Origin of the sequence: Bradyrhizobium sp. SRS-191, from assembly GCF_024586915.1 — a bacterium.
Lineage (GTDB): Bacteria > Pseudomonadota > Alphaproteobacteria > Rhizobiales > Xanthobacteraceae > Bradyrhizobium.
The window spans coordinates 22506-45511 of the sequence record NZ_JANBVS010000007.1; the positions used below are offsets into that span (position 1 = coordinate 22506).

Consider the following 23006-nt stretch of genomic DNA (forward strand, 5'->3'; position numbering starts at 1 on the left):
CCAGGACCTCACGGACACACGGCTTCGATGTTGTTGCCGTCGGGATCGATCAGGAACGCCGCATAATAGGTCGGGCTATAGTCCGCGCGCGGCCCGGCGCCGCCATTGTCGCTGCCGCCGGCCTTCAGCCCGTCGCGGTGGAATTTGCCGACCGCGGCATGATCCTCGGCGCGGAACGCGACATGCGCCGTGCCGCCGCTTGCGCCGCGGTCGAGATACAGCCACAGCGCCGGCTCGCCCTTGGGGCCGATGCCTGCGGAGGTCTCGTCCTTCGAGCAGAGGATGTGGCCGAGCGGCGCGAGCGCTGACGTGTAGAAGCGGACGCTGGCGTCGAGATTGCGGACCTTGAGGCCGACATGATCGTACATCGATGATCTCCATGCTCGCACGCGGCTGCCGCGTGCGTTGGGATCATCCAATCAATGGCGGCGCAACCGTTCTTGGAAAATCTTGCGCTCGCCGCGCGACGCCTTGCGGAATTTGAGCGGCGAGACACCGGCGGCCCGGGTGAACGTGCGGGTGAAATTCGACAGGTCGGCAAAGCCGACGTCGTAGGCGATGTCGGTGACCGGCGTATCCTCTTCGCCGAGGCGCCGGGCTGCGCGGCGCAGGCGGGCGCGGATCAGATATTGGTGGGGCGTCACGCCGATGACGGCTGCGAACACGCGCAGGAAATGAAACGGGCTGACGCCGGCTTCGCGCGCTGCATCCGCGAGGTCGATGTCCTGGTCCGCATTGTCGTCGATCCACAACGCGCTCTCGACGGCACGCCGGCGGTCGCGCTGGCTCGGCGCCGCCGGCCGCTCCGCCTCTCCGCTCACTGTCGCGATGAATCGGCTGGCGATCAGATGGCCGACCTCGTCGAGACCGAGCGTCTGCTCGCGGGTCGCAGAGGCCTGGGCGAGCTCGCCGAGCACGATCAGCTCCGGAACGGGGGGCACGGCGCCGGCCTGCCAGAGCCGCCGGTCGCCGCCGATCTCCTCGATGAGAGCGTCATCGAAGGCGAACGACAGACATTCGTCGCCGCAGACATGGTCATGCGTGCACATGAACTCATCGCCGGGATGGCCGATGAGCAGCGAGCCGGTGACCAGCTCGAAGAAGCGGCCGCGGTGATGACAGCCGAAGCTGCCCTTGCGCACATAGGACAGCGAGTAGCCGGCAAATTGCTCGGCATAGGGACGCTCACCCGGCACCGCCGTGCAGCGGAACTCGGATACCGTGACGTCGCGGCCTTCGAACAGTTGGCTTGCACTCATGCCGTCAATCTAAGACATCGCGGGCGAAACGCGAGGGGCTTCGTCCGCGATCATCGCAGAGCCTTAGGACGCCTGCCGTCGATCGACCGCGAGGAATGCGTCGAACAGGGTCAGGCCGGCATGCGGCCGGGCGCCCTCGAGCGAGAGCAGGCGCCGCTTGGAGATGATGCCGCTGTTGGGCGAGAGGCTGTCGAGCCCGTTGCCCACGTCGCGGACGCGATGACACGGCACGATCACAACCAACGTGTTCTTCGTCAGCGCTTGCGCAATCGAGTTCAGCGCGCCGGGGACGTGCAGCTCCGCGGCGATTTGCTCCGCACCGCGTGTCTCCCCGCGCGGAATGGCGCGGATCGCCTCATAGACGCGCTGATTGAACGGCGTCACGCCGGCGAGATCGAGTGTGACATCCGAGAAGTCGACATCCTGGCCGCGCAACATCGCGGTGATGCCTTTGATCGCGAGTTCAGTATTTGAACACGGGCGCTGCTCCCGTGCTTCGGGAAACTGCCGGAACAGCCGCCGACGCGTCTCGATTTCGCGTGCTTCCGGCAGTTGCACGCCGGTGATGCCGGCATCGCTCCACGCAATGCCGCAACGGCCGAGGGCCGTATCAAAGATCGTATACCCACGCCCCATGACGCCACCCCAACCCCACGCCGCAACCATAGCACTGCCGCGATCGCCCGCATCAATTTTGTTAACAACATGTTAACAGAGCGGCACGACCGGGGCGGGGTTTGCCCTGATTTGGGTCGTGGTTGTCAAGCGCCGTCTCGCGATCGCTGTCGTTGGTATCGTGATGGTGGCAGGCGACGCAGCACGCGTCGTCACGACCGGTTCGCAAGGGACGGGCGATCGCCAGCGAAATCAGGATCATGCGCCAGCCAGAGCTCGAGCAGGCTCACGAACGTGACGACGATCCCGATCGCGATGCTCACATGCATCGCCGGCGTATGGACGAAGCCGAGCAGCCACGGCGCCGCGATCAGCCATACCCCCAATGCGACTTTCAGCCACTCCTCCCAATCCGCGAACGCCATCAGTCCCGCGATCGAGAGCACGACCACGGCGAGGCCGACGATCTCCGCATCGAGCCGGCCCGCGGGGCGAACGAAGCCGAACAGCCACGGCGCGCCGGCGAGAAACAGCCCGCAGGCGAGCGTGTAGATGTTCAGCGCGGAGGGACGCGCCATGATTGCAAAGGCGCTGGACCTTGCTTGTGTCGATGGCGCGGGGCTGTCGTTGCGCATGGTCTCAGCTCCCAGCTTGGCGGCTGTCTTGCCTGCTTCGACCTCGTGAGCTCGCGTGGGTTCGGCTCGCATTCGAACTCGGCTTGCATCCGACGGCTGCAGCGCGGCTCTGCCTCGGACGGCAAAAGCGGCGGCTGCGCCATTCGTTCCAGCAGCCGCTCTCTACGCCGATCACGATCGGGCGATTGCCGGTGCGCAAGGCCGGTCTGGCCCGGGACAACAAGCCGCTTGGCGAAACGCCGCGTCTCGGCTAAGCATGGATCCATGCGGGCGTAGTTCAATGGTAGAACGGCAGCTTCCCAAGCTGCATACGAGGGTTCGATTCCCTTCGCCCGCTCCAGCCCCATCAAGCCCATCTGACTTCCCAGCGCGCCGGCGGATGGTTGCGTTCGTGCGTCGCAGCGCGACCAACTCGCAGCCTTTGCAGGTGGTCACTGCCAGCCATCTGCGGACGCGAGACCCGGGGCCAGCGTTGACGGCTGTGGCCATCGATAAGATAACCTCGCGCAACGGTGATCGAATCGTGCAGGCGGAGGAAGCGGAGTGGCGGTCGACTTGTTCGATCTGGCGGGGCGTCGTGCCCTGGTGACCGGATCATCTCAAGGCATTGGGCTCGCGCTGGCGCGTGGCCTGGCTGATGCCGGCGCGGAGGTCGTGCTCAATGGCCGTGATGAGGCCAAGCTCGCCGCGGCCGCGAGCGCGATCAAGGGATCGCGCGTGCTCGCCTTCGACGTGACCGATCATGCCGCATCGCGCGCCGCCGTCGACCGCTTCGAGGCCGAGATCGGGCCGATCGATATTCTCGTCAACAATGCCGGCATGCAGCACCGTGCGCCGCTCGAGGATTTTCCGGAGGAGGCGTTCCAGCGGCTGCTGCAGACCAACATCGCCTCGGTGTTCAATGTCGGCCAGGCCTGCGCGCGGCACATGATCACCAGGCGCGCCGGCAAGATCATCAACATCGCCTCGGTGCAGACCTCGCTCGCACGCCCGTCGATTGCGCCCTACACGGCGACCAAGGGCGCAGTCGGAAATCTCACCAAGGGCATGGCGACGGATTGGGCCAGGCACGGCCTGCAGGTCAATGCGATCGCGCCCGGCTATTTCGACACGCCGCTCAATGCCGCGCTGGTCGCCGATCCCGCCTTCTCGGCCTGGTTGGAGAAGCGCACGCCGGCCGGGCGCTGGGGCAAGGTCGAGGAGCTCGTCGGCGCCTGCATCTTCCTCGCCTCGGCCGCGTCGTCCTTCGTCAATGGCCACGTCCTGTATGTCGACGGCGGCGTCACCGCCTCGCTCTGAGAGCCTGGTCGATTGCTGGGTCTCAAGCGCGATGAGATCGCGATGAATCGTCATCGCGCTTTAGGTTGTTGTTTGCGCATGATCTTTCGGAAAACCGCTGCGCACTTTTCCGGATCATGCTCTAGCGACGTGGGGGCGCGGAGGCCGCCGGCCGCTTGGCGTAGATCGCCTCGATCTCCCGCGCGAAGGCCCGCTCGATCGCCGGGCGCTTGTTCTTCAGGGTCGGCGTGATCAGGCCCGCCTGCACCGTCCACGGCTCCAAGGTCCAGTGTACGGCCTTCGGCGTCGCATAGGCCGGGTAGGCCTTCACCGCGCGGGCGATGTGGCGCAGCAGCGACGCTGCTTCGGCATCGCTGCCGCGCTGGCCGTGGGCGGCGAGCCTCGCCTGCTGCTCGGCCCAGCCCTTGGGATTGAGCACGACGATCGCCGCCAGGAACGGCCGGTTCTCGCCGATGACAATGGCCTGCTCGAACAGCGGGTCGGTGAGAACAGCGGTTTCGAGATCGGCCGGTGCAATCTTCTCGCCGGTCGAGGTGACGAGAATGTCCTTGATCCGCCCGGTGATGGTGATGCGTCCCGCATCGATACGGGCCTGGTCGCCGGTGTGCAGCCAGCCGTCGGGCTCCTTCACGCGCGCGGTCTCCTCCGGCTTGTGCCAGTAGCCGAGCATCACGCTGGGGCCGCGCACCATCAGCTCATCATTGTCGCCGACGCGCACCTCGACACCTGCCAAGGCGCGGCCGACCGTGCGGGGATCGTTATCTCCGGGCGTGTTCACGCTGACCACCGGCGAGGTCTCGGTCATGCCGTAGCCCTGCAGCACCTCCAGCCCGAGTGCGAGGAACAGCCGCACCACCGGCTCGGCGATCGGGGCGCCGCCACTGACGGCCACCTGCAACCGCCCGCCGAACCGCGCCAGCACCTTGTCGGCGACGAGGCGTTGCAGCAGCGGCCAGGCGAGGCGGTCGAAGGCCGAAAGCTTCGCTTGGCCCTGCTGCGCATCGAAGCGGCGGCCGCCGATCGCGAGCGTCAGATCGAGCAGCGCGCGTTCAAGCGGATTGGCCACTGTGCGGTGATGCATCACCAGCGAGTAGATCCGCTCATAGATGCGCGGCACCGAAATCAGGATGGTCGGACGGACCTCCAGCAGATCGTCCGGCAACTGCTTCACCGAACGTGCATAGGCGACGCAGGCGCCGATCGCGATGGCGTAGTAGTAGCCGGCGGTGCGCTCGAACGTGTGCGACAGCGGCAGAAATGACAGGAATACGTCGTCGATGTCGGCCGCGAGCCGCTGGTGGATCGCCTTGACGTTGGCGACGACGTTGTCGTGAGTCAGCATCACGCCCTTCGGCCGCCCTGTGGTGCCGGAGGTGTAGACGATCGCGGCGAGATCATGCGGCGCGATCGCAATGTCATTGCGGGGCGGCGCTGCGCCTGCGGCTGCGTTCAGCCAGGCGTCGAGCGCGACGAGACGTGGATCGTCGGCTGCTCCGGACTCGTCGCGCCGTTCGGCGCAGACGATCCGTTGCAGGTCCGGCAGCGCCTGGCCCACGGCCGCGATCTCCCGCCAGCGCGCGTCGGAATCGACGAGCAGCAGCCGGGCGCCGGAATCGGCCAGGATGTAGGCGATGCTGTCGGCATTATCGACGGCGTGCATCGGCACCGGCACCAGGCCGCGCGACAGCGCCGCCTGGTCCATCGCAAGATGCGCGATGCCGTTCGGCATCAGGATGGCGATGCGCTCGCCCGGCGCGAAATCCTCCACCGCCAGCGCCCGACGCCAGCGCGCAACATGGTCCTCGATCTCGCGCCATGTGAAGCTCACCCAGCCGCGGTCCGGATCGAAATGGCGATAGGCCGGCTGGTCCGGGCTTTGACCGACGCGCCAGCGCCAGAGATCGGGGAGGGTGGCGACGGCCGCCAGCGTGCCGGCCGCCGCAGCGTGATCATCGATGGGACTTGCCTGCTGCACCCGCGCCTCCGGCGATCCTGAATTCGTCGCACCGGCTGCGTCTTGCAGCCGCCGGTCAGGACCGACGTTGACGTAGCGCAATCCCCCGGCATGTGCTCGCCCGCCCCGGCATGGCAGCCTGTCAAAGCCGGGGATGCGGTCTGCCATGTCCCCTGAACGGATCAGGCGCGGATGCAGCCCTGCCTTCGAGGTCAGGCGCCCTCCGGGACCTTGTCGAGAAAGCCGGTGACGCGCCGGATGCGACCATCGGCCAGCTCGACGAAGTCCGTCCCCTGGATTGGACAGTCCGCGTTGTCAGGGCCGAAGCCCCAGGAGAAGCGGACATAGTTGCCGTGGCCGTCGGCGGCGCCGAGCCGGCGGAAGCGAAACTCCGGGAAGCGCTGCTGCACGCCGTTCACCAGCGCGTCGATGCCGTCGACACCATCGCCATGCATCAGCGGATCGACATAGCTGGCATCCGCTGTCCACTGACGCGCGAGCCGAGCGCGGCGCTGCGCGCCGTCGCGTTCATTCCACAGCGCAATGTAGCCGTCGGCGATTGCGGTGAGGTCGGTCATCTCTGCTCTCCATGTTGTGAACGCTGAGGAGCCGAAGATCGCGCACGCCGCGCATCGAATCGATTACGTCCGACGTCATCTCATTTGGCATGACCAAACTGTAAGTTGCCGCTTCTCTGCGCGAGGCCTACCCAGCGCATAGAGACGGTGCGGGGGATTTGCGTCGCATGTTGTCCGACACTTGGAAGTTGATCGCGGTTGCGATCTGTCTCGTGCTGTTCACGGCCGACACCGTGCTGAAGCCGCAGGACAAGCCCAATCGCATGGTGTTCTTCGAGCTGCATCGCGGCGAGAGCCCGACGGTGATCGGCGTGATGCGCGATGATCTCGTCAAGCTGCCGGGACGCGGCGCCGCGCGCATTCATGATGCGCTCGCGCGCGGCGAGACGTTAACGGTCTGGCAATACGAGTTAAAAAAGACTGAAGACGGTAGCTATCAGGAAGTGCCGGAGCGGCAGATCCAGCTCGGCGCCGCCGATGCGCCGCTGGTCACCTTCGGCGCGCGCATTCGCCTGCCGAACGATTAGCCGGCGCGCGCAAGCGCGGACGCTGACGCGCTCGTCAAACTGTTTGGTCCGCAGTCCGCGCCAAAACGGCACACGTCGGGAGACGTGTTGAGTCCGGAGGTGATCGGCCGAGCCCATCAGACGTTGCGCCGGCCGCGGCGGTCGCGCGATCAACCGTCTCACGGCCGCCCACCTCGTGCCCTGGTCCGCGATCACCATGGTTGCGTGGACGAGGATACCGCACCGAATCTCATGTCCCCGAACGCTGCGCGTCTTCGCGCGCACACCAGCGGTTCCATCTAGGAACCCCGGGTTTTCCCGGGGGTCTTTCGCGCTGCCGTGATGCGAATGCCGCGCCTGCGGGCGAATCATGCCGGGCTGTCGCCCAGCCCGTGGCGCAACTGCCATGCTCGGAGCCAGATGAGGCGATTTTTTCCCAGCAGCAACCGGGTGGTGCAGCGGGCCTGCAACACTTGCCCTGAATTTGGTTCGTGCTGCTGCACCGTCCTGGACAAAAACACGATCTCGCAACACGCTGCATGTGCGATTTGGATTTGGCTTTCACGTTTCCGGTCTGGGGAAGGGCTCGTGATTGCAAGGTCCGCCGCAGTCCAAGCATCACAACAAGCGCATCACGTGACTTCCATCATGCGACGCGCGTCACAGTCGGTCAGATCGGCTTCGCCGGGTTGAACTGGGGCTCGACATGAAATTCTGGACGGGGTTGCTCGCGGTCGTTCTCTTGCTGTCGGGTGTCAGTGCGAGCCAGGCCGTGGTCCGCATTGCCGATGACCGCGGTGGTCGGATCGGGACCTATGTCGACAAGTACCAGGGCCTGCGGTCGTCCGGTGAGTACGTGATCATCGACGGCCTGTGCGCGTCGGCCTGCACCATCGTGCTCGGCGCCGTTCCGCACGACAAGATCTGCGTCACCTCGCATGCCAATCTCGGCTTCCATGCCGCCTGGGATTTCGGCGCCAATGGCCGGGCCGTCACCAATCCCGAGGCGACCCAGATGCTGTACTCGATGTATCCGTCGCCGATCCGCCGCTGGATCACCCAGCGTGGCGGCCTGACCCCGCGGATGATCTTCCTGAAGGGCAGGGAGCTGCAGGCGATGTACAAGCCCTGCTACATGGACGCCCAGGCCTCCACGCCATCGGCGCCGCAGGTTGCCCCGAACGCTCCGGCGATCTCTCCCGCCGCCGCCAAGGCGTCGGCCTCGCACTGATCGGGCCAGCGCTCCGCGACCTCTCGACGTCCTCAAGCCCTGGAGTGCTTGCCTCTCCCGCCGCTGCGGCCTATTTCAGAGGTCGAGAGGCGGGTCACGGCTTGTGTCATTTCAGGCCAGTGCCCCGCGGAGTGGGCACGCCATCATGCAGCCTCTTTCAGCGCAGCAAAACATATCCCCCGGTGCCGGTCGCCGTTTGACCGCGCCGGCGATTGCGGCTGCGGTGCTGGCCTTCGGCCTGGTCGCCGGGGCCGTGACGCTGTGGGCGCATTACGGGACCGCGGTGTTCTTCGAGATGATCGCGGCCGGCTTCAGCGCCTGCTTCTGAGACAGAGATAAGGAACACGGCATGCCGTCCAATGCCATCCGCCCCCTGGTGATCGTCGGAGCCTTTGCCTTGAGCCTGGTGATCGGGCTGGCGGGGATGTTCCTCGTGATGGGCGGCGGTGGCCGCAACATCGCTGCTCCGGCTGCGATCGGCGGACCGTTCCAGCTGACCGACCAGTCCGGCGCCGTCGTCACCGAGAAAAGCCTCGAGGGCCGTCCGAGCCTGATCTTCTTCGGCTTCACCCATTGTCCGGACGTCTGTCCGACTTCGCTGTTCGAGATCTCCGAGGTGCTGCGGGCGATGGGCACGGATGCTGATCGCGTCAACGCCTATTTCGTCTCGGTCGATCCCGAGCGCGACAATCCGGCGACGATGAAGGATTACCTCTCCAGCTTCGACCCGCATTTGAAGGGCCTGACGGGGGATCCCGAGGTGCTGGCCAAGGTCCTCACCGAATACCGGGTCTATGCCAAGAAGGTCCCCCTCAAGGACGGCGACTACACCATGGACCACACCGCCCTGGTCTATCTGATGGATCGCAACGGCCGCTTTGTCGCGCCGTTCAACCTGAAGCGGACCCCGGAGGAGGCCGCCTCGGACCTGAAGAAATACCTCTGAGCGCGTTAACGCCAGTGGCGGGGCGGGGGCCGTGGAGCCTCCTCCAGCCTCGAATTTGCGCCGGGATGGTCTATAACGCGCGCTGACCATCGGGAGCGCTGATGCCGACCGCCTTGTCACACCCCGCCAAGCCCACCCGTGCAGCCCGCGTCGCGATCGCGGGCGTGCTGCTTTGTCTCGGCCTGGCTGCTTCCGGCCCAGCGGCGCGCGCCCAGGCTCCGGTTCGTCCCGCCGTCGAGGCGGCCCCGCAGGCGGTGCCCGGCTTCTGGGATCCGCGGCGCCGCCCCGAGCGGCCCGATCTGTCACGCCTCACGGTGATTCGCTTCCTGACCGAGACCGACTACCCGCCGTTCAACTTCACCGGCCCTGACGGCAATCCGGCCGGCTTCAACGTCGATCTGGCACGGGCGCTCTGCGACGAGATCAAGGTCACCTGCACCGTCCAGATGCGCCGCTTCGAGACCCTGCTCGACGCGCTGTCCTCGAACCGCGGCGATGCGATCATCGCCTCGATGGCGGTGACGCCGCAGATGCGGGCGCGGCTGGATTTCTCCGATCCGTATTACCGGGCGCCGGCGCGCTTCGTCTCCCGGCGCGACGCGGTCATGACCGAGATCCGCCCCGAGTTCCTCGAGGGCAAGAAGATCGGCGCCATCGCCGGCACGGCCCATGAGGCCTACCTCAAGGCGATGTTCACCGATGCCGAGATCAAGCCCTATCCGAACGACGACGCGCTGCGCCAGGCGCTGCGCCGGGGCGAGGTCGATTTGATCTTCGGCGACGGCATCGCGCTGGCCTTCTGGGTCAACGGCACGGATTCCGCCGATTGCTGCGCCTTTTCCGGTGGACCTTTCGTCGAAAGCCGCTATTTCGGCGAGGGCGTCGGGATCGGGGTGCGCAAGGGCAACGACCTCTTGCGCCAGGCCCTGAACTGGGCGCTGTTCCGGGTCTGGGAAAAAGGCCGCTACACCGACCTGTGGCTGCGCTATTTCTCGATCAGCCCGTTCTAGAGTTAAACCTGTAAGGTGGGCAAAGGCGCGTAGCACCGTGCCCACCATCACCGCGGTGGGCACGCTTCGCTTTGCCCCACCCTACGCATATCGAAAAGCCGGTACTTCAAGATGTCCACGATCGATCTCGCCCTCCCCAGCCCGAGCGACATGCGTGCGCTCGCCGAGAACTCCAATGCCTGGCCGTTCGAGCAGGCGAAGGCGATCGTCAACCGGCTGAAGAAAAATCCGAAGGACGAGGTGCTGTTCGAGACCGGCTACGGTCCGTCCGGCCTGCCGCATATCGGCACCTTCGGCGAGGTCGCCCGCACCACGATGGTGCGGCATGCCTTCCGCGTGCTGACCGAGGACAAGATCAAGACGCGGCTGATCGCGTTCTCCGACGACATGGACGGCCTGCGCAAGGTGCCGGACAACGTGCCGAACAAGGAGATGCTGGCGAGCCATCTCGGCAAGCCGCTGTCGCGCGTCCCCGATCCGTTCTCGAATGAATATCCGTCGTTCGCCGCCCACAACAATGCGCGGCTGCGCGCCTTCCTCGACACCTTCGGCTTCGAGTACGAGTTCGCTTCGTCAACCGACTACTACACCTCCGGCAAGTTCGACGCGGCGCTGCTGCGCATGCTGGAGCGGCTGGAGAAGGTGATGGCGATCATGCTGCCCAGCTTGCGCGAGGAGCGCGCCGCCAGCTACTCGCCGTTCCTCCCCATCTGTCCGCGCACCGGTCTCGTGCTGTACGTGCCGATCGTCGAGCACGACGCCAAGGCCGGCACCATCTCCTATGACGATCCGGAGACCAAGGAACGGATGACTGTCCCGGTCACCGGCGGCCATTGCAAGCTGCAATGGAAGCCGGACTGGGCGATGCGCTGGTTCGCGCTCGGCGTCGACTATGAAATGGCCGGCAAGGACCTGATCGACTCGGTGAAGCTGTCGGGCAAGATCTGCGCGGCGCTCGGCGGCACCCCGCCTGAGGGCTTCAACTACGAGCTGTTCCTCGACGAGAAGGGCCAGAAGATCTCGAAGTCGAAGGGCAACGGCCTGACGATCGACGAATGGCTGCGCTACGCCTCGCCGGAATCGCTGTCGCTGTTCATGTACCGCGAGCCCAAGGCGGCGAAGCGGCTGTATTTCGACGTCATCCCGCGGATGGTCGACGACTATCAGCAGTTCCTGGAGGGCTTCCCCAGGCAGGACGCCAAGCAGCAGCTTGGCAACCCCGTCTGGCACATCCATTCCGGCCAGCCGCCGAAGGCCGACATGCCGGTCACGTTCCAGCTGCTGCTCACGCTGGTGTCGTCGTCGAATGCCGAGAATGCCGAAACGCTCTGGGGCTTCATCGGCCGGTACCGGCCGGGCGTGACGCCGCAGACGCATCCGAAGCTCGACGCGATGGTCGGCTACGCCATCAACTACTATCGCGACTTCGTCGCGCCGACCAAGACGTTCCGCGAGCCGACCGAGGGCGAGCGCGTGGCGCTGCAGGATCTGCGCGACGCGCTGTCGAACCTGCCGGCGGAGGCCACCGCCGAGGACATCCAGAACGTGGTCTACGAGATCGGCCGCCGCGAGCCGTTCCTCGATCACGTCAAGAAGGGCAAGGACGGCCGGCCCGGCGTGTCGCTGGACTGGTTCAACATGCTCTACCAGGTGCTGCTCGGACAGGAGAAGGGCCCGCGCTTCGGCTCCTTCGTGGCGGTCTATGGCATCGGCAATGCGGTGAGCATGATCGACGGCGCGTTGGCGCGCTCGGCATAATTGCCACGTGGCTCGCCACACAAAAGGTGTCGTCCCGGCCTTGAGCCGGGACCCATAACCACCGGCGGCGATGAGGCGGAAGATCTCCGCCACCTTCCAAACCAATCGGCATTCCGCGGTATGGGTCCCGGCTCGGAGGCCGGGACGACAGCGGAATGCTTGGGTGGCTGCGTCGATTCGAAGCAGCCTAGACTAAGTCGAGAGACTCACACCCCCTGCAGCACGAAGCGGCGGTCGAGCTTCTGCACCGGGCGGGCGTTCATCGGATACAGCTTGGCGAACTTCGCCACGTCGGCTTCGGCGACCGAGACCGGCTCGCTCAGCAGCAGCCACTCGACCACCTCGGAGCAGGGCGGCGTCGTCAGCGAGCCGGCATAGCGATAATAGGTGCGGCGGTTGGGCAGCATCTGGTTCGGATTGATGCGCGCGTCGGCTTTCACCGCGGGGCCTTCCTTGTCCGGCATCGTCGCCACGATCTGCGCGAAGGCGGGGTTGGGACGGCCGGTGGTCATCAGCACGCCGACCACGGCGAGCCCGCCCGAGGCGGCGCGGTGAACGAAATGCGCCTCCATCGGATAGTTCTTGCCGCCGATCTGGTGCTCGCTCGGACGATGGAAGTGCACCTGCAGCAGCTTGTAGGTGGTGCCGTCGAGCTTCAGGGTGCTGCTGCCGTCGGCGAAGTTGAGCTGGATGGTGTGGCCGTTGTTGACGATGGTCTCTGCGCTCTTGGCCCAGTTCAGCTTGAAGTCGGGCAGCTGGGCCCGGGTCGGATGCTCGATGTCGACGGGGGATTGCTGGGTGCCGACGCCGCAGACCTTGTTGGCCGCGTCGAGATCGCCCCATTTGGCGGGGCCGGTCGCGCCCTCATAGCTCCAATGCGGCGCGCCTTCGGCGGCGAAGCCGGGCTGGGCGCAGACGGGGCAGAGGGCGAGCCCCGCAAGGGCCTTCAAAACGTTGCGGCGGTCCATGGCAATCTCCCAAAGGTCAAGTGTGATGCAGGCAAACAATGCGGCCCATCGGCGCCGGCGGCGCGGGGCGAATCGCGACCTCTAGGAAAGCCGAATTCCGTTAATCCTTGCTGAGGAACCGGCTGCACCCAGGAAAACCCGTGGCGCCACGAGCACAACCTTCGCGGGCCGGACGGCGCCACTTCAGGGCAATCGATGCTTGAGTTCGAAAGCCCCTGCCGATACGGTCGGTCGCTCCCGAAAACATCAGCAAACTCAAGATCAAGCCAGGATCGCGCGAAGGTGCCCAAAATCTACAAAATCTGCTCAGCGTCGGCCTGGCGCGAGGCGGAGCGGCAGGGTGTCTACCGCGGCAGCGCGGACGATCTGCGCGACGGCTTCATCCATTTTTCGACCGCCTCGCAGGTGCCGGAGACCGCCAGGAAGCATTTTTTCGGGCAGAGCGCGCTGTTCCTGGTCGAAGTCGAGGCCGACGCGCTCGGCCCGGGCTTGCGCTGGGAGCGGTCGCGCAACGACGAGCTGTTCCCGCACCTCTATGGCGAGCTCGATCCCGGCGCCGTCACCGCCGTTCACCAGATGCACAGCCGGGCCGATGGTGGCCACGACATTCCGGACCTGAAGCCGTGATCCGCGCCTTCGACCAGCTCTCGCTGCCGCTGCTCCGCTGGCTCGACGCCGAGGATGCGCACCGGCTCGCCATCCAGGGCCTCAAGCTGCTGCCTGCCATCAAGCCGCGGCCCGACGACGCCAAGCTCGCGGTGCGCGCCTTCGGTCTGAACTTCCCGAACCCGGTCGGCATGGCCGCGGGCTTCGACAAGAACGCCGAGGTGCCGGACGCGCTACTGCGGCTCGGCTTCGGCTTCGTCGAGATCGGCTCGGTGACCCCCCTGCCGCAGAGCGGCAATCCGCGACCCCGGCTGTTCCGCCTGGAGCGCGATGAGGCGGTCATCAACCGCATGGGCTTCAACAATGACGGCGCCGAGATCGTGCTGCGCCGGCTGGCCGGCCGCGCCAGCCAGGGCGGCATCGTCGGCGTCAATGTCGGAGCCAACAAGGATTCCGCCGACCGCGTCGCCGACTATGTCCGGCTGATCGAGACCTTCGCGCCGGTGGCGAGCTATTTCACCGTCAACATCTCCTCGCCGAACACGCCGGGCCTGCGCAATCTGCAGCAGGCCTCACAGCTCGACGAGCTCCTGTCCAAGGTGCTGGAGGCGCGCGATCGCGTCCGCCGCAAGGCGGGTGATACGCCGGTGCTGCTCAAGATCGCGCCCGATCTCAGCCTCGCCGAACTCGACGACGTCGTCCATGTCGCGCGCTCGCGCGGCGTCGATGGCATGATCGTCTCGAACACCACGCTGGCCCGGCCCAACTCCTTGCGCGAGCAGTTGCGCGCCAAGGAGCAGGGCGGTCTCTCGGGCCGGCCGCTGTTCCGGCTGTCGACCCGCATGGTCGCCGAGACCTTTGTCCGCGTCGAGGGCGCATTCCCCTTGATCGGCGTCGGCGGCATCGACACCGGCGGCGCCGCGCTGACCAAGATCCGCGCCGGCGCCAGCCTCATCCAGCTGTATTCCTCGCTCGTCTACAAGGGGCTCGGCCTGGTCGAGAGCATCAAGGCCGATTTGACCTCGACCTTGCTGCGCACGGGGCGCGACTCGCTGTCGGAGATCGTCGGCGCCGACGCGGCGACGATCACGGCGGAGGATTGGCCGGTTTAATCTCTGCTGTCTTTGACGAGCGAGCGCTGTGTATATGAATGTGCCCTCTCCCCCAAGGGGAGAGGGCGCTGTACCGCACAGCGTCGAATTAAGAATGTAGGTGCGCACGCTTGCGCTTCGCCCACCCTACGAACCTCATGATTTGCCGAACGACGCCCGCAGCAGCGCCGGATAGCGCGCGGCCTGGAAGCCGCCGCGGGCGGCGTAGAAGCTGAGCAGGGCGATCCACAGGCCCGTATTGCCGAAGCCGCGCAGCGCCAGCCAGGTGCCGAGGAACACGATCAGCGCGGCGATCATCAGATTGCGCATGTCACGCGCCCAGGTGGCGCCGATATAGACGCCGTCGAATGCGAAGGCGAACACCGACACCAGCGGCGAGGCCACCACGAACGGCAGATAGTCGCGCGCGGCGCTGCGCACGGCGGGGCTCGCGGACATCACGTCGATCAGAACCGGCCCGAACAGCGCGAAGATGACGGCCACGACGAGCGCGAAGCCGAAGCCCCAGATGAGCACCAGCCTGGTGGCGCCGGCGAAGCCGTCGCGGTTGCGCGCGCCGAACGCATAGCCGCAGAGCTGCTCGGCGGCATTGGCGAGGCCGTCGAGGAAGAAGGCCGCGACTAGCAGGAAATTGTTGAGCACCGCGTTGGCGGCGAGCGTGGTGTCGCCGGCGCGCGCGCCCTGCGCGGTGAAGAACAGGAAGGCCACGATCATCGCCGCGGTGCGGATCATGATGTCGCGATTGACCGCCATCATGTGCATCAGCTTGGCGCGGTCGAACAGCAGCGGCAGCGACAGGCCGCTGGTGGTCCTGACCAGCCGGCGCGCCAGCACCAGGCCGATCGCGACGCCGACGGCCTCCGCGAACAGTGCGGCGATTGCAGCGCCTGCGATCCCCGTCTCCAGCACCTGCACCAGCAGGATGGTCGCGGCCATGTTGATCAGGTTGATCGCGACCTGAACCCCGAGCGCCAGCCTTGCGCGGGCCAGCCCGACCAGCCAGCCGAGCAGCACGTAGTTGGCGAGCGCGAACGGTGCCGACCAGATCCGGATCGTGAAATAGATCCGGGCGGCGCCGAGCACGGCATCGCTGCCGCCCATGATCTGGAAGATGACCGCGCCCAGCGGCAGCTGCAGGACGATCAGCGCGACGCCGATCAGCGCGGCCAGCGCCAGCCCGCGGATCAGCACCCTCAGGATCTCGTCGGTCTCGCCGGCCCCGAGCGATTGCGCCGTGAAGGCCAGCGTGCTGGCGCGCAGGAAGGCGAACAGCCAGAACAGGCAGTCGAAGATCACCGAGGCCATCGCGACGCCGCCGAGCATCGCGGCCTCGCCGAGCCGGCCGATCGCCGTGGTCGAGACGATGCCGATCAGCGGCGTGGTCAGGTTGGCGATCATCGCGGGGCCCGCGATGGCGAACACCTGCGCGGTCGTCACGGCCGGCGCTTTCGGTCCCGGTGAATGCAACGGAAATGCTCGCTCGCCTTGCCGGCCCCATCCGGCGCGCTGCTGCGGCGGATTTCAGCCCCGGTCTGTGCCTAGCATAATCGTGGCGCCCGGTATGACGCTATAGATCAATCGTCATACCGTCATGCGCCGCCATGTGAGGCAGGCCATCCGCCCGGTGCAGCATGTCGTCGCTCATATGCGTGAGCACCAGTCGCTTCGGCCTGATCGCGTCGAGATGCGCCTCCAGCGCGGCGAGGCTCAGATGGTTCTTCACCGGCTTGTCGAACGTGTAGGCCTCGGCGATGAACAGGTCGGCATCGCGGCCGAGCGGGATCAGGCTGTCCGTCCATTCGGTGTCGGCGGTGTAGGCGACGATCCTGCCTTCGGATTCGATGCGGTAGCCGAGAAACGGTCCGCCCGAGCTGCCGTGAATGACAGGGTAGGGCGTCACGCCGATCTCACCGAAGCGCGAGGGCTGCCCGGGCGCCAGCTCGATGACCGACAGCTCGAATTTGCGCGGCGTGCTCGACGAATGCTCGAACAGCGCCTCCATCACCTGCGACAGGCGCGCTGCGATGCCGGCGGGGCCGGCGATCACCAGCGGCTGTGTCCGCCGCGAGAACTGCGCGTCGAGCAGCAGGAAGGGGAGGCCGGCGAAATGATCGCCATGGAAATGCGTGATCAGGACCAGCGCCACGTCGTTGCAAGCGATGCCGAGCCGCTTCAGCGCCGGCAGCGACGAGGCCCCGCAGTCGATCAGCAGATTGGTGTGCGCACCCGTCAGATGGAAGCAGGTGTTGAACCTGCCGCCCGAGCCGAACGCGTCACCGCAGCCGACGACGCGAAGCTGCATCGGCTGCGCCCTCTCTATCGGCCGCGCGGCGCGAAAATCCGCGACAGGAACCAGATCGGGATCACGATCACGGCGCCGAGCAGGAAGTAACGCCACAGCCAGTTGAAGGCGTCGAAGCCGAGCTCGTAGAGCCGGATGAACAGCAACTGAATGCTATGGAGAATGTTCAGCGGATCGAAGCCGATCGCCGACAGCACGACACCGACCAGGATCGACAGCAGGATCAGCCGGAACGCGACCGCGACCGGCGAGCCGCCGAGAAAGCGATACAGGCCATCCGAGCTGCGGGCGCGGGCCGGATAGTCCCTGATGTCGTTCGACATGTCATCGTCTCCAAGGCCGGTGACCGGCGGATTCGTGCCCGATTATAAAGCACGGCAGGGCAGGTGGGGAACCCGCCCCGACGCTGCAAGCCGCTTACCGGCATTTAATGTTCTCGCGCGGGCCTTCGGCTTTCGCCGTTGCGCCGTAATGCCAAACGTCGTCATGGCCGGGCTTGACCCGGCCATCCATCTTCCCGGCCATCCATCTTCACGGGCGGATGGATGCCCGGGTCAAGCCCGGCCATGACGAGTCGCAAATTGTCACGCGTCCCGCCTTCGAAGAAGTGAGCCTCGTTCACCCCTCAGTCTCGCTCTTCAACATCCGCTCCAGCGTCTCCAGCCGGTCCGCGTCGCGCGGCGGCTTGTCCCAGCGCAGGCGGTTGATGCGGGGAAAGCGCATTGCGACGCCGGATTTGTGGCGCGGCGATTTCTGCAGGCCCTCGAACGCCACCTCCAGCACCAGGCCCTGCTCGGGCTCGTGCACGACGTGGCGAACCGGGCCGAACTTCTCGGTGGTGTTGCGGCGGACGAAGCGGTCGATCTGCAGCAGCTCCTCGTCGGTGAAGCCGAAATAGGCCTTGCCGACCGGCACCAGCTGATCGCCGGCCTCACCGGCCGTCCACACACCGAACGTGTAGTCGGAGTAGTAGGACGAGCGCTTGCCGTGGCCGCGCTGCGCATACATCAGCACGGCGTCGATGATATGCGGGTCACGCTTCCACTTCCACCACTGCCCCTTCGGCCGGCCCGGCAGATACACCGCGTCGCGCCGCTTCAGCATCACGCCTTCCACCGCCTCGGCGTCGTCTCCGGCGCCGGCGGATGCGGGATCGGCGCGCGCGGCCTTCAGCTCGTCCCAGGTGGAGAACGCGATCGTCGGCGACAGATCGATGCGCGGATCGTCCAGCCGCGTGATGAACCCCTCGAGCCGCTCGCGCCGCGCCTCGAACGGCAGCTCGCGCAGATCGTTCTCTTCGTCGCCGAGCAGGTCGTAGGCGCGCAGGTGGATCGGGTACTCCTTCATCAGCTTCGGCGACACCGTCTTGCGGTTCAGCCGCTGCTGCAGCACGTTGAAGCTCTGCACGCGCTGATCACGCACCACCAGCAGCTCGCCGTCGAGCGCGCCGGGGAGATGCAGCGACGGCAGGAGATCAGGAAAGCTCGCCGTGATATCCTCGCCGCTTCGCGAATACAGCCGCGTCACCATGCGGCCGTCGGCCTCGCGGCCGCTCACCGCCTGCACGCGGATGCCGTCCCATTTCCATTCGGCGACGTAGTCGGCCGCGTTCATGCTGGCGAAGTCATCGTCCTCGACGGCATGCGCCAGCATCACCGGGCGGAACGGTGCGGGATCCCGATTGACCGGCTTGTCGCCGCGGCCTTCCAGCCAGGCGAACAGATCGAGATAAGGCGGCGACAGGCCGGGCCAGATCAGCTCGACGTCGTGCGGGTCCTTGTCGCCGAGCGCGGCCGCCGCGGTCTTGGCCAGGCGCGCGGAGATGCCGATGCGTAAGCTCCCGGTGACGAGCTTCAGCAGCGCCCAGCGTCCGGTCTCGTCGAGCTCGTCCAGCCATTGTGCGAGCTGCTTCGGCATCTCGGTCTTGCCGAGGGTGCGGAGCGTGGTGACGACCTCGGTGAGAGTCGGCGGGGGCGGGTTATTGTGGCCGGATGCGAGGTGATCGGGTGGCGCCTCGCCTTCGCTCGCAGGGCTATCGCATACGGAGAGGCTAGCTTCGCGTTCATCTGCTTCTACATCGTCATGGCCGGGCTTGTCCCGGCCATCCACGTCGTTCGGCATCCTGGGAGCGGCGTGGATGCCCGGGACAAGCCCGGGCATGACGGAGTAACTAATTGGCAGGGCTGACCGTGGTGAGAGCTCCAAATCGGCATCTGCGATAGCGCCGCCTTCACGCGGGGGGAACGCGGTTGTGCGTGCGGGCGATGCTTGCTTCGGCCACATCAGCGCGACGGTCTCCGACAGGTCCCCCACGTAGTCATACGACAGCGCGAACAGCACCGGATCGGTGCGTGCGGCGATGAGGTCGCGGATCAGCGCGGGCTTGGCGTGCTTGAACGACAGCGCGCCGGTCAGCGCAGCCAGCGCGTAGCCGCGGTCGGGGTCTTCGACCTCGCGGAAATACGAGGTCAGCAGGCGCAGCTTGTTGTTGCGGCCGGGCTCATAGGCGAGGCGGTCGAGCAGCTCGGCGAAGCGGTTCATGTCTCCGCGTCCTCCGTGGCCACCACCTCGTTCTCTTCCTCGTCGCCATAGCCGACGAGATCGAGCGGCCGCGCGGCGAGGCCTTTGCTCTGGCACCAATGCACCAGCGCGTCCTCCTGGCCGTGGGTGACCCAGACCTCGCCGGCGCCGGTCGCAGCGATCGTCGCGGTGAGCCCATCCCAGTCGGCATGATCCGAGATCACCAGCGGCAGCTCGACGCCGCGCTGCCTCGCGCGAGCGCGCACGCGCATCCACCCCGAGGCGAAGGCGGTGACCGGATCAGGAAAACGCCTGGTCCACAGATCGGAGGTCGCGCTCGGCGGCGCCAAGGTGATGGTCCCGGCAAGCTCCGCCTTCTTGACGCCCTTCACCGGCCGGAGCTCGCCGAGCGGGATGCCCTTGTCCTGGTAGTAGCGCGTGATCTTCTCCATCGCGCCGTGCAAATAGATCGGGGCGTCGTAGCCGGCCTCGCGGATCAGCGCGATCACCCGCTGCGCCTTGCCGAGGGAATACGCACCGACCAGATGCGCGCGCTCGGGAAACAGCGCCACCGACGCCAGCAGCTTGTTCACTTCGAGCGAAGTATCGCCGTGCCGGAACACCGGTAACCCGAACGTCGCCTCGGTGATGAAGACGTCGCATTGCACCAGCTCGAACGGCGCGCAGGTCGGATCGCGCGCATCCTTGTAGTCGCCGGACGCGACGATGCAGATGCCGCCCGAGGACACCTTGATCTGCGCCGACCCCAGCACATGACCGGCCGGGTGGAAGCTCACGGTGACGTCGCCCAGCCGGATCTCCTCGCCATAGCGGATCGCCTGCGTCGAACCGGCAAAGTTCTCGCCATAGCGCAGCCGCATGATGTCGAGGGTTTCCTGCGTCGCCAGCACCGCGCCATGGCCGGCGCGGGCATGGTCGGAATGGCCATGCGTGATCAGCGCCCGCTCGACCGGGCGCACGGGATCGATGTGAAAGCCGCCGGCCTTGCAGCACAGGCCGGAGGGAACGGGCAGCAGGATGTCTTGCGGACGCATGTTGCTCATATAGGTCGCGCGTGAGGATTTTCAGCTTGTCGGATCATTCTCTGCTCGTCATGCGCGGGCTTGACCCGCGCATCCATCTCCTGAATGAAGTTCCTCGATGGATGGCCGGGTCCCGCCTTCGCTGAAGCTACGGCGGGCGGGCAAGCCCGGCCATGACGACATTGGTTCCAGCATGCCCCACCGCTTCTTTCTCTCCTCCGGCGACCTGATTGCCGACCGCCGCTACGAGTTCGCCCGCGACCTGCACCTCAAGGGCGATCTCGCCGCGGCGGCCGAGGTGATGGAGCAGGCCATTGAGGTCGCGCCGAGCTTTGCCTCGGCGTGGTTCGAGCTCGGCAAGATCCGCGTCGATCTCGGCGAGACCGACAAGGCGATCTCCGCCTTCCAGAACGCCGTCGCGGCCGATCCGGATGACCGCCACGGCGCCGCCGTACGGTTGATGCAGCTCGGCGCCGCGCCGCTCTCCGACATGCCCAAGGCCTATGTGCAGTCGCTGTTCGACCAATACGCGCCGCGTTTCGAGAGCGAGCTGATCGAGCGGCTGCACTACCGGGCGCCGGCGATCCTGTTCAAGGCCGTGCTCGCGGTTCGCGCCGCCGGGAAGAAGCCGGCCTACTTCAAGCGCGCCATCGATCTCGGCTGCGGCACCGGCCTCGGCGCCGCCGCCTTCGCCAACAATGTCGACAGCTTCATCGGCATCGATCTGTCGGCGGGCATGATCGCGGAGGCGCGCGCGACCGGGCTCTATGCCGAGCTCGAGATTGACGACATGACGGCCGGCCTCGCGCGGCAGGAGGATGCCTCGGCCGATCTCGTTCTTGCGGCGGACGCGATGGTCTATGTCGGCGATCTCGGTCCCGTGCTGCGCGAGACGACGCGCGTGCTCACACATGGCGGGCTCGTGGCCTTCACCGTCGAGACCCATGATGGTGACGGTGTGATCATGGGCAAGGGACTGCGCTATGCCCATGGTGCGGAATATATCCGCGGTGTCGTCGCGGACACCGGTCTGAAGCTGGCGCATCTCGAGCCGGCGTCGCCACGGACCGAAGATCAAGCACCGGTGCGTGGCCTTTCAGTGGTCGCGACCAGGACTTGAGTCTACACGCTATTGAATGCGCTGCACGCAGCGCGCGATGCGGCAACTTCGCTCTTGCCGCGGCTCTCCCGATGCCAAAAAATGCCGGCAGTCTAGGGAGAGACAACAATGAAAAAACGACTGACCCGGCGCGATTTCTGCGCCACCGCGATCGCGACCATCGGCGCCTCCACCATCGCTTCGCCTTACGTCTGGGCGGCCGAGAAGAAATACGATGCCGGCGCCAGCGACACCGAGATCAAGATCGGCCAGACCATCCCGCATTCCGGCCCCGGCTCGCTCTACGGCGTGCTCGGCCGCATCGGCGAGGCCTATTTCCAGATGCTCAACGAGCAGGGCGGCATCAACGGCCGCAAGGTCAAGTTCCTCACCATGGACGACGCCTACAGCGCGCCGAAATGTGTCGAGGCGACGCGACGTCTCGTCGAGCAGGAGGAGGTGCTGGCGCTGTACGGTTCGCTCGGCACCGCCCCGCAGACGGCCGTGCACAAATATCTCAACTCCAAGGGCGTGCCGCAGCTTCTGCTCAACACCGGCGCCTCGAAGTGGAATGACCCGAAGAACTACAAATGGACCATGGCCGGCCTGCCGCTCTATCCGACCGAGGCGCGCATTCTCGCCAAGCATGTGCTGAGCGTGAAGCCGGAGGCCAAGATCGGCATCCTCTATCAGAACGATGATTTCGGCCGCGATTTCCTGGGGCCGTTCAAGAAGGTGCTGGCCGATGCCGGCGGCAAGGCCCAGGTGATCATGGAGCAGACCTATGATCTCACCGAGCCGACGGTCGACTCGCAGCTGATCAACCTGTCGAAGTCCGGCGCCGACGTGTTCTACAACATCTCCACCGGCAAGGCGACGTCGCAGTCGATCCGGAAGGTGGCCGAGCTCGGCTGGAAGCCGCTGCAACTGTTGTCGGCCGGCTCGACCGGCCGCTCGATTCTCTCGGCTGCGGGACTCGAAAACGCCAAGGACATCGTCGCCATCCGCTATTCCAAGGATGCCGGCGTGCCGCAATGGAAGGACGATCCCTATGTGAAGGCCTTCGAGGCGCTGCGCGCGAAATACGTGCCGAACATCGACCCGGACAACAGCATCGCCTATGCCGGCTACGGCCAGGCCGCGTCGATGGCCGAGATCCTGCGCCGCTGCGGCGACACGCTCACCCGCGAGAACGTGCTCAAGCACGCCACCACGCTCGCCGGCTTCCACTCGCCCTACTTCCTCGACGGCGTCGACTATGCCTACACGCCCGACGACTACACGCCGATGAAGACGCTCTACATCTCGATCTTCGACGGCAAGGACTGGAACATCTCCGAGAAGCCGATGACGGAGTAGGCGGCGGGACCGAGCCTGCTCCATATCGTCATTGCGAGCGGGGCGAAGCAATCCAGAGTCCGTCCTACGATAAAGCTTGGATTGCTTCGTCGCCGCGCTCCTCGCAATGATGGTGGAGCTCGCGAGGTGGCTGCACACTCCGCTGTCGTCCCTGCGAACGCAGGGACCCATACCGCGGACTCTCTCGGTGAGACACAACTGCCAGT

General features: G+C 66.2%; 23 protein-coding genes and 1 tRNA gene. 12 read left to right on the forward strand and 12 right to left on the reverse strand.

What is annotated here, in order from left to right:
- Positions 1-8: 8 nt before the first annotated feature.
- From NLR35_RS14380 to NLR35_RS14395, 4 genes are all read right to left on the reverse strand, one after another.
- A complete protein-coding gene (locus NLR35_RS14380) occupies positions 9-368 on the reverse strand; it encodes a VOC family protein (RefSeq protein WP_257167191.1) in 360 nt (119 codons plus the stop codon).
- A 51-nt stretch (positions 369-419) separates the two neighbouring features.
- The gene (locus tag NLR35_RS14385; protein WP_257167192.1) at positions 420-1259 is read right to left on the reverse strand and encodes an AraC family transcriptional regulator; all 840 of its coding nucleotides are present in this window, start codon (positions 1257-1259) and stop codon (positions 420-422) included.
- A 63-nt stretch (positions 1260-1322) separates the two neighbouring features.
- Complete coding sequence (locus NLR35_RS14390; RefSeq protein ID WP_257167193.1) at positions 1323-1895, reverse strand: methylated-DNA--[protein]-cysteine S-methyltransferase; 573 nt, start codon at positions 1893-1895, stop codon at positions 1323-1325.
- A gap of 191 nt (positions 1896-2086) precedes the next feature.
- On the reverse strand, positions 2087-2509 hold the full coding sequence (locus NLR35_RS14395; protein ID WP_257167194.1) for an SPW repeat protein: 423 nt from the start codon (positions 2507-2509) through the stop codon (positions 2087-2089).
- A 266-nt stretch (positions 2510-2775) separates the two neighbouring features.
- Between NLR35_RS14395 and NLR35_RS14400 the strand changes: the two genes are divergently transcribed.
- Both NLR35_RS14400 and NLR35_RS14405 read left to right on the forward strand, forming a co-directional pair.
- A tRNA-Gly gene (locus NLR35_RS14400) sits at positions 2776-2849 on the forward strand.
- A gap of 203 nt (positions 2850-3052) precedes the next feature.
- Positions 3053-3808: an SDR family oxidoreductase gene (locus NLR35_RS14405; RefSeq protein ID WP_257167195.1), complete on the forward strand. Its 756-nt coding sequence runs from the start codon at positions 3053-3055 to the stop codon at positions 3806-3808.
- 121 nt (positions 3809-3929) lie between these two features.
- Here the strand turns inward: NLR35_RS14405 and NLR35_RS14410 are convergent, their stop codons facing one another.
- Together NLR35_RS14410 and NLR35_RS14415 are read right to left on the reverse strand one after the other, a co-directional pair.
- Positions 3930-5783, reverse strand: coding sequence for an AMP-dependent synthetase/ligase (locus NLR35_RS14410; RefSeq protein WP_257167196.1), 1854 nt, complete (start codon positions 5781-5783; stop codon positions 3930-3932).
- Positions 5784-5974: 191 nt separating this feature from the next.
- Complete coding sequence (locus NLR35_RS14415; RefSeq protein ID WP_257167197.1) at positions 5975-6340, reverse strand: nuclear transport factor 2 family protein; 366 nt, start codon at positions 6338-6340, stop codon at positions 5975-5977.
- Positions 6341-6507: 167 nt separating this feature from the next.
- On the opposite strand from NLR35_RS14415, the gene NLR35_RS14420 reads away from it, so the two are divergent.
- From NLR35_RS14420 to NLR35_RS14445, 6 genes are all read left to right on the forward strand, one after another.
- Positions 6508-6867, forward strand: a complete 360-nt coding sequence (locus NLR35_RS14420) for a hypothetical protein (RefSeq protein ID WP_257167198.1) — start codon at positions 6508-6510, stop codon at positions 6865-6867.
- Positions 6868-7552: 685 nt separating this feature from the next.
- The gene (locus tag NLR35_RS14425) at positions 7553-8077 is read left to right on the forward strand and encodes a hypothetical protein (RefSeq protein ID WP_257167199.1); all 525 of its coding nucleotides are present in this window, start codon (positions 7553-7555) and stop codon (positions 8075-8077) included.
- Between the two features lie 196 nt (positions 8078-8273).
- Positions 8274-8405, forward strand: a complete 132-nt coding sequence (locus NLR35_RS14430) for a hypothetical protein (RefSeq protein ID WP_306577518.1) — start codon at positions 8274-8276, stop codon at positions 8403-8405.
- A gap of 21 nt (positions 8406-8426) precedes the next feature.
- Positions 8427-9023, forward strand: a complete 597-nt coding sequence (locus NLR35_RS14435; protein ID WP_257167201.1) for an SCO family protein — start codon at positions 8427-8429, stop codon at positions 9021-9023.
- Between the two features lie 101 nt (positions 9024-9124).
- Positions 9125-10033, forward strand: coding sequence for a transporter substrate-binding domain-containing protein (locus tag NLR35_RS14440; RefSeq protein WP_257167202.1), 909 nt, complete (start codon positions 9125-9127; stop codon positions 10031-10033).
- A gap of 111 nt (positions 10034-10144) precedes the next feature.
- Entirely contained in the window at positions 10145-11791 is a 1647-nt protein-coding gene (locus NLR35_RS14445; RefSeq protein ID WP_257167203.1) for a lysine--tRNA ligase, read from the forward strand.
- 206 nt (positions 11792-11997) lie between these two features.
- Here the strand turns inward: NLR35_RS14445 and NLR35_RS14450 are convergent, their stop codons facing one another.
- A complete protein-coding gene (locus NLR35_RS14450) occupies positions 11998-12759 on the reverse strand; it encodes a carbonic anhydrase (RefSeq protein WP_257167204.1) in 762 nt (253 codons plus the stop codon).
- A gap of 282 nt (positions 12760-13041) precedes the next feature.
- Here NLR35_RS14450 and NLR35_RS14455 point away from each other — a divergent pair, with 282 nt between their 5' ends.
- Both NLR35_RS14455 and NLR35_RS14460 read left to right on the forward strand, forming a co-directional pair.
- The gene (locus NLR35_RS14455; protein ID WP_006615238.1) at positions 13042-13386 is read left to right on the forward strand and encodes a DUF952 domain-containing protein; all 345 of its coding nucleotides are present in this window, start codon (positions 13042-13044) and stop codon (positions 13384-13386) included.
- Positions 13383-14477 carry a quinone-dependent dihydroorotate dehydrogenase gene (locus NLR35_RS14460; RefSeq protein WP_257167205.1) on the forward strand — a complete coding sequence of 365 codons (1095 nt, stop codon included), beginning with the start codon at positions 13383-13385 and terminating at the stop codon, positions 14475-14477. The genes NLR35_RS14455 and NLR35_RS14460 overlap by 4 nt, the downstream gene beginning before the upstream one ends.
- Positions 14478-14612: 135 nt before the next feature.
- On the opposite strand, the gene NLR35_RS14465 is transcribed toward NLR35_RS14460, so the two are convergent.
- The 5 genes from NLR35_RS14465 to NLR35_RS14485 all read right to left on the reverse strand — a co-directional run bounded on the left by NLR35_RS14465 (position 14613) and on the right by NLR35_RS14485 (position 20363).
- The gene (locus NLR35_RS14465) at positions 14613-15899 is read right to left on the reverse strand and encodes an MATE family efflux transporter (RefSeq protein ID WP_257167458.1); all 1287 of its coding nucleotides are present in this window, start codon (positions 15897-15899) and stop codon (positions 14613-14615) included.
- Between the two features lie 145 nt (positions 15900-16044).
- Positions 16045-16779, reverse strand: a complete 735-nt coding sequence (locus NLR35_RS14470) for an MBL fold metallo-hydrolase (protein ID WP_257167206.1) — start codon at positions 16777-16779, stop codon at positions 16045-16047.
- Positions 16780-16793: 14 nt separating this feature from the next.
- Positions 16794-17102: a DUF6460 domain-containing protein gene (locus tag NLR35_RS14475; protein ID WP_257167207.1), complete on the reverse strand. Its 309-nt coding sequence runs from the start codon at positions 17100-17102 to the stop codon at positions 16794-16796.
- Between the two features lie 295 nt (positions 17103-17397).
- Positions 17398-19320: an ATP-dependent DNA ligase gene (locus NLR35_RS14480; protein WP_257167208.1), complete on the reverse strand. Its 1923-nt coding sequence runs from the start codon at positions 19318-19320 to the stop codon at positions 17398-17400.
- Positions 19317-20363 carry a ligase-associated DNA damage response exonuclease gene (locus tag NLR35_RS14485; RefSeq protein ID WP_257167209.1) on the reverse strand — a complete coding sequence of 349 codons (1047 nt, stop codon included), beginning with the start codon at positions 20361-20363 and terminating at the stop codon, positions 19317-19319. Before NLR35_RS14485 ends, NLR35_RS14480 begins: the two co-directional genes overlap by 4 nt.
- A 172-nt stretch (positions 20364-20535) precedes the next feature.
- Here NLR35_RS14485 and NLR35_RS14490 point away from each other — a divergent pair, with 172 nt between their 5' ends.
- Both NLR35_RS14490 and NLR35_RS14495 read left to right on the forward strand, forming a co-directional pair.
- Positions 20536-21462: a methyltransferase domain-containing protein gene (locus tag NLR35_RS14490; RefSeq protein ID WP_257167210.1), complete on the forward strand. Its 927-nt coding sequence runs from the start codon at positions 20536-20538 to the stop codon at positions 21460-21462.
- Positions 21463-21570: 108 nt separating this feature from the next.
- Positions 21571-22800 (forward strand): ABC transporter substrate-binding protein, encoded by a 1230-nt coding sequence (locus tag NLR35_RS14495; protein ID WP_257167211.1) that lies wholly within the window; start codon positions 21571-21573, stop codon positions 22798-22800.
- Positions 22801-23006 lie beyond the last annotated feature (206 nt).

What these genes read in the sequence shown, in the direction of transcription:
- NLR35_RS14380 (WP_257167191.1), bottom strand. Translation starts at nt 368, where the DNA reads ATGTACGATCATGTCGGCCTCAAGGTCCGCAATCTCGACGCCAGCGTC.
- NLR35_RS14385 (WP_257167192.1), bottom strand. Translation starts at nt 1,259, where the DNA reads ATGAGTGCAAGCCAACTGTTCGAAGGCCGCGACGTCACGGTATCCGAG.
- NLR35_RS14390 (WP_257167193.1), bottom strand. Translation starts at nt 1,895, where the DNA reads ATGGGGCGTGGGTATACGATCTTTGATACGGCCCTCGGCCGTTGCGGC.
- NLR35_RS14395 (WP_257167194.1), bottom strand. Translation starts at nt 2,509, where the DNA reads ATGCGCAACGACAGCCCCGCGCCATCGACACAAGCAAGGTCCAGCGCC.
- NLR35_RS14415 (WP_257167197.1), bottom strand. Translation starts at nt 6,340, where the DNA reads ATGACCGACCTCACCGCAATCGCCGACGGCTACATTGCGCTGTGGAAT.
- NLR35_RS14420 (WP_257167198.1), top strand. Translation starts at nt 6,508, where the DNA reads ATGTTGTCCGACACTTGGAAGTTGATCGCGGTTGCGATCTGTCTCGTG.
- NLR35_RS14425 (WP_257167199.1), top strand. Translation starts at nt 7,553, where the DNA reads ATGAAATTCTGGACGGGGTTGCTCGCGGTCGTTCTCTTGCTGTCGGGT.
- NLR35_RS14435 (WP_257167201.1), top strand. Translation starts at nt 8,427, where the DNA reads ATGCCGTCCAATGCCATCCGCCCCCTGGTGATCGTCGGAGCCTTTGCC.
- NLR35_RS14440 (WP_257167202.1), top strand. Translation starts at nt 9,125, where the DNA reads ATGCCGACCGCCTTGTCACACCCCGCCAAGCCCACCCGTGCAGCCCGC.
- NLR35_RS14445 (WP_257167203.1), top strand. Translation starts at nt 10,145, where the DNA reads ATGTCCACGATCGATCTCGCCCTCCCCAGCCCGAGCGACATGCGTGCG.
- NLR35_RS14450 (WP_257167204.1), bottom strand. Translation starts at nt 12,759, where the DNA reads ATGGACCGCCGCAACGTTTTGAAGGCCCTTGCGGGGCTCGCCCTCTGC.
- NLR35_RS14470 (WP_257167206.1), bottom strand. Translation starts at nt 16,779, where the DNA reads ATGCAGCTTCGCGTCGTCGGCTGCGGTGACGCGTTCGGCTCGGGCGGC.
- NLR35_RS14475 (WP_257167207.1), bottom strand. Translation starts at nt 17,102, where the DNA reads ATGTCGAACGACATCAGGGACTATCCGGCCCGCGCCCGCAGCTCGGAT.
- NLR35_RS14480 (WP_257167208.1), bottom strand. Translation starts at nt 19,320, where the DNA reads ATGAACCGCTTCGCCGAGCTGCTCGACCGCCTCGCCTATGAGCCCGGC.
- NLR35_RS14485 (WP_257167209.1), bottom strand. Translation starts at nt 20,363, where the DNA reads ATGAGCAACATGCGTCCGCAAGACATCCTGCTGCCCGTTCCCTCCGGC.
- NLR35_RS14490 (WP_257167210.1), top strand. Translation starts at nt 20,536, where the DNA reads ATGCCCCACCGCTTCTTTCTCTCCTCCGGCGACCTGATTGCCGACCGC.
- NLR35_RS14495 (WP_257167211.1), top strand. Translation starts at nt 21,571, where the DNA reads ATGAAAAAACGACTGACCCGGCGCGATTTCTGCGCCACCGCGATCGCG.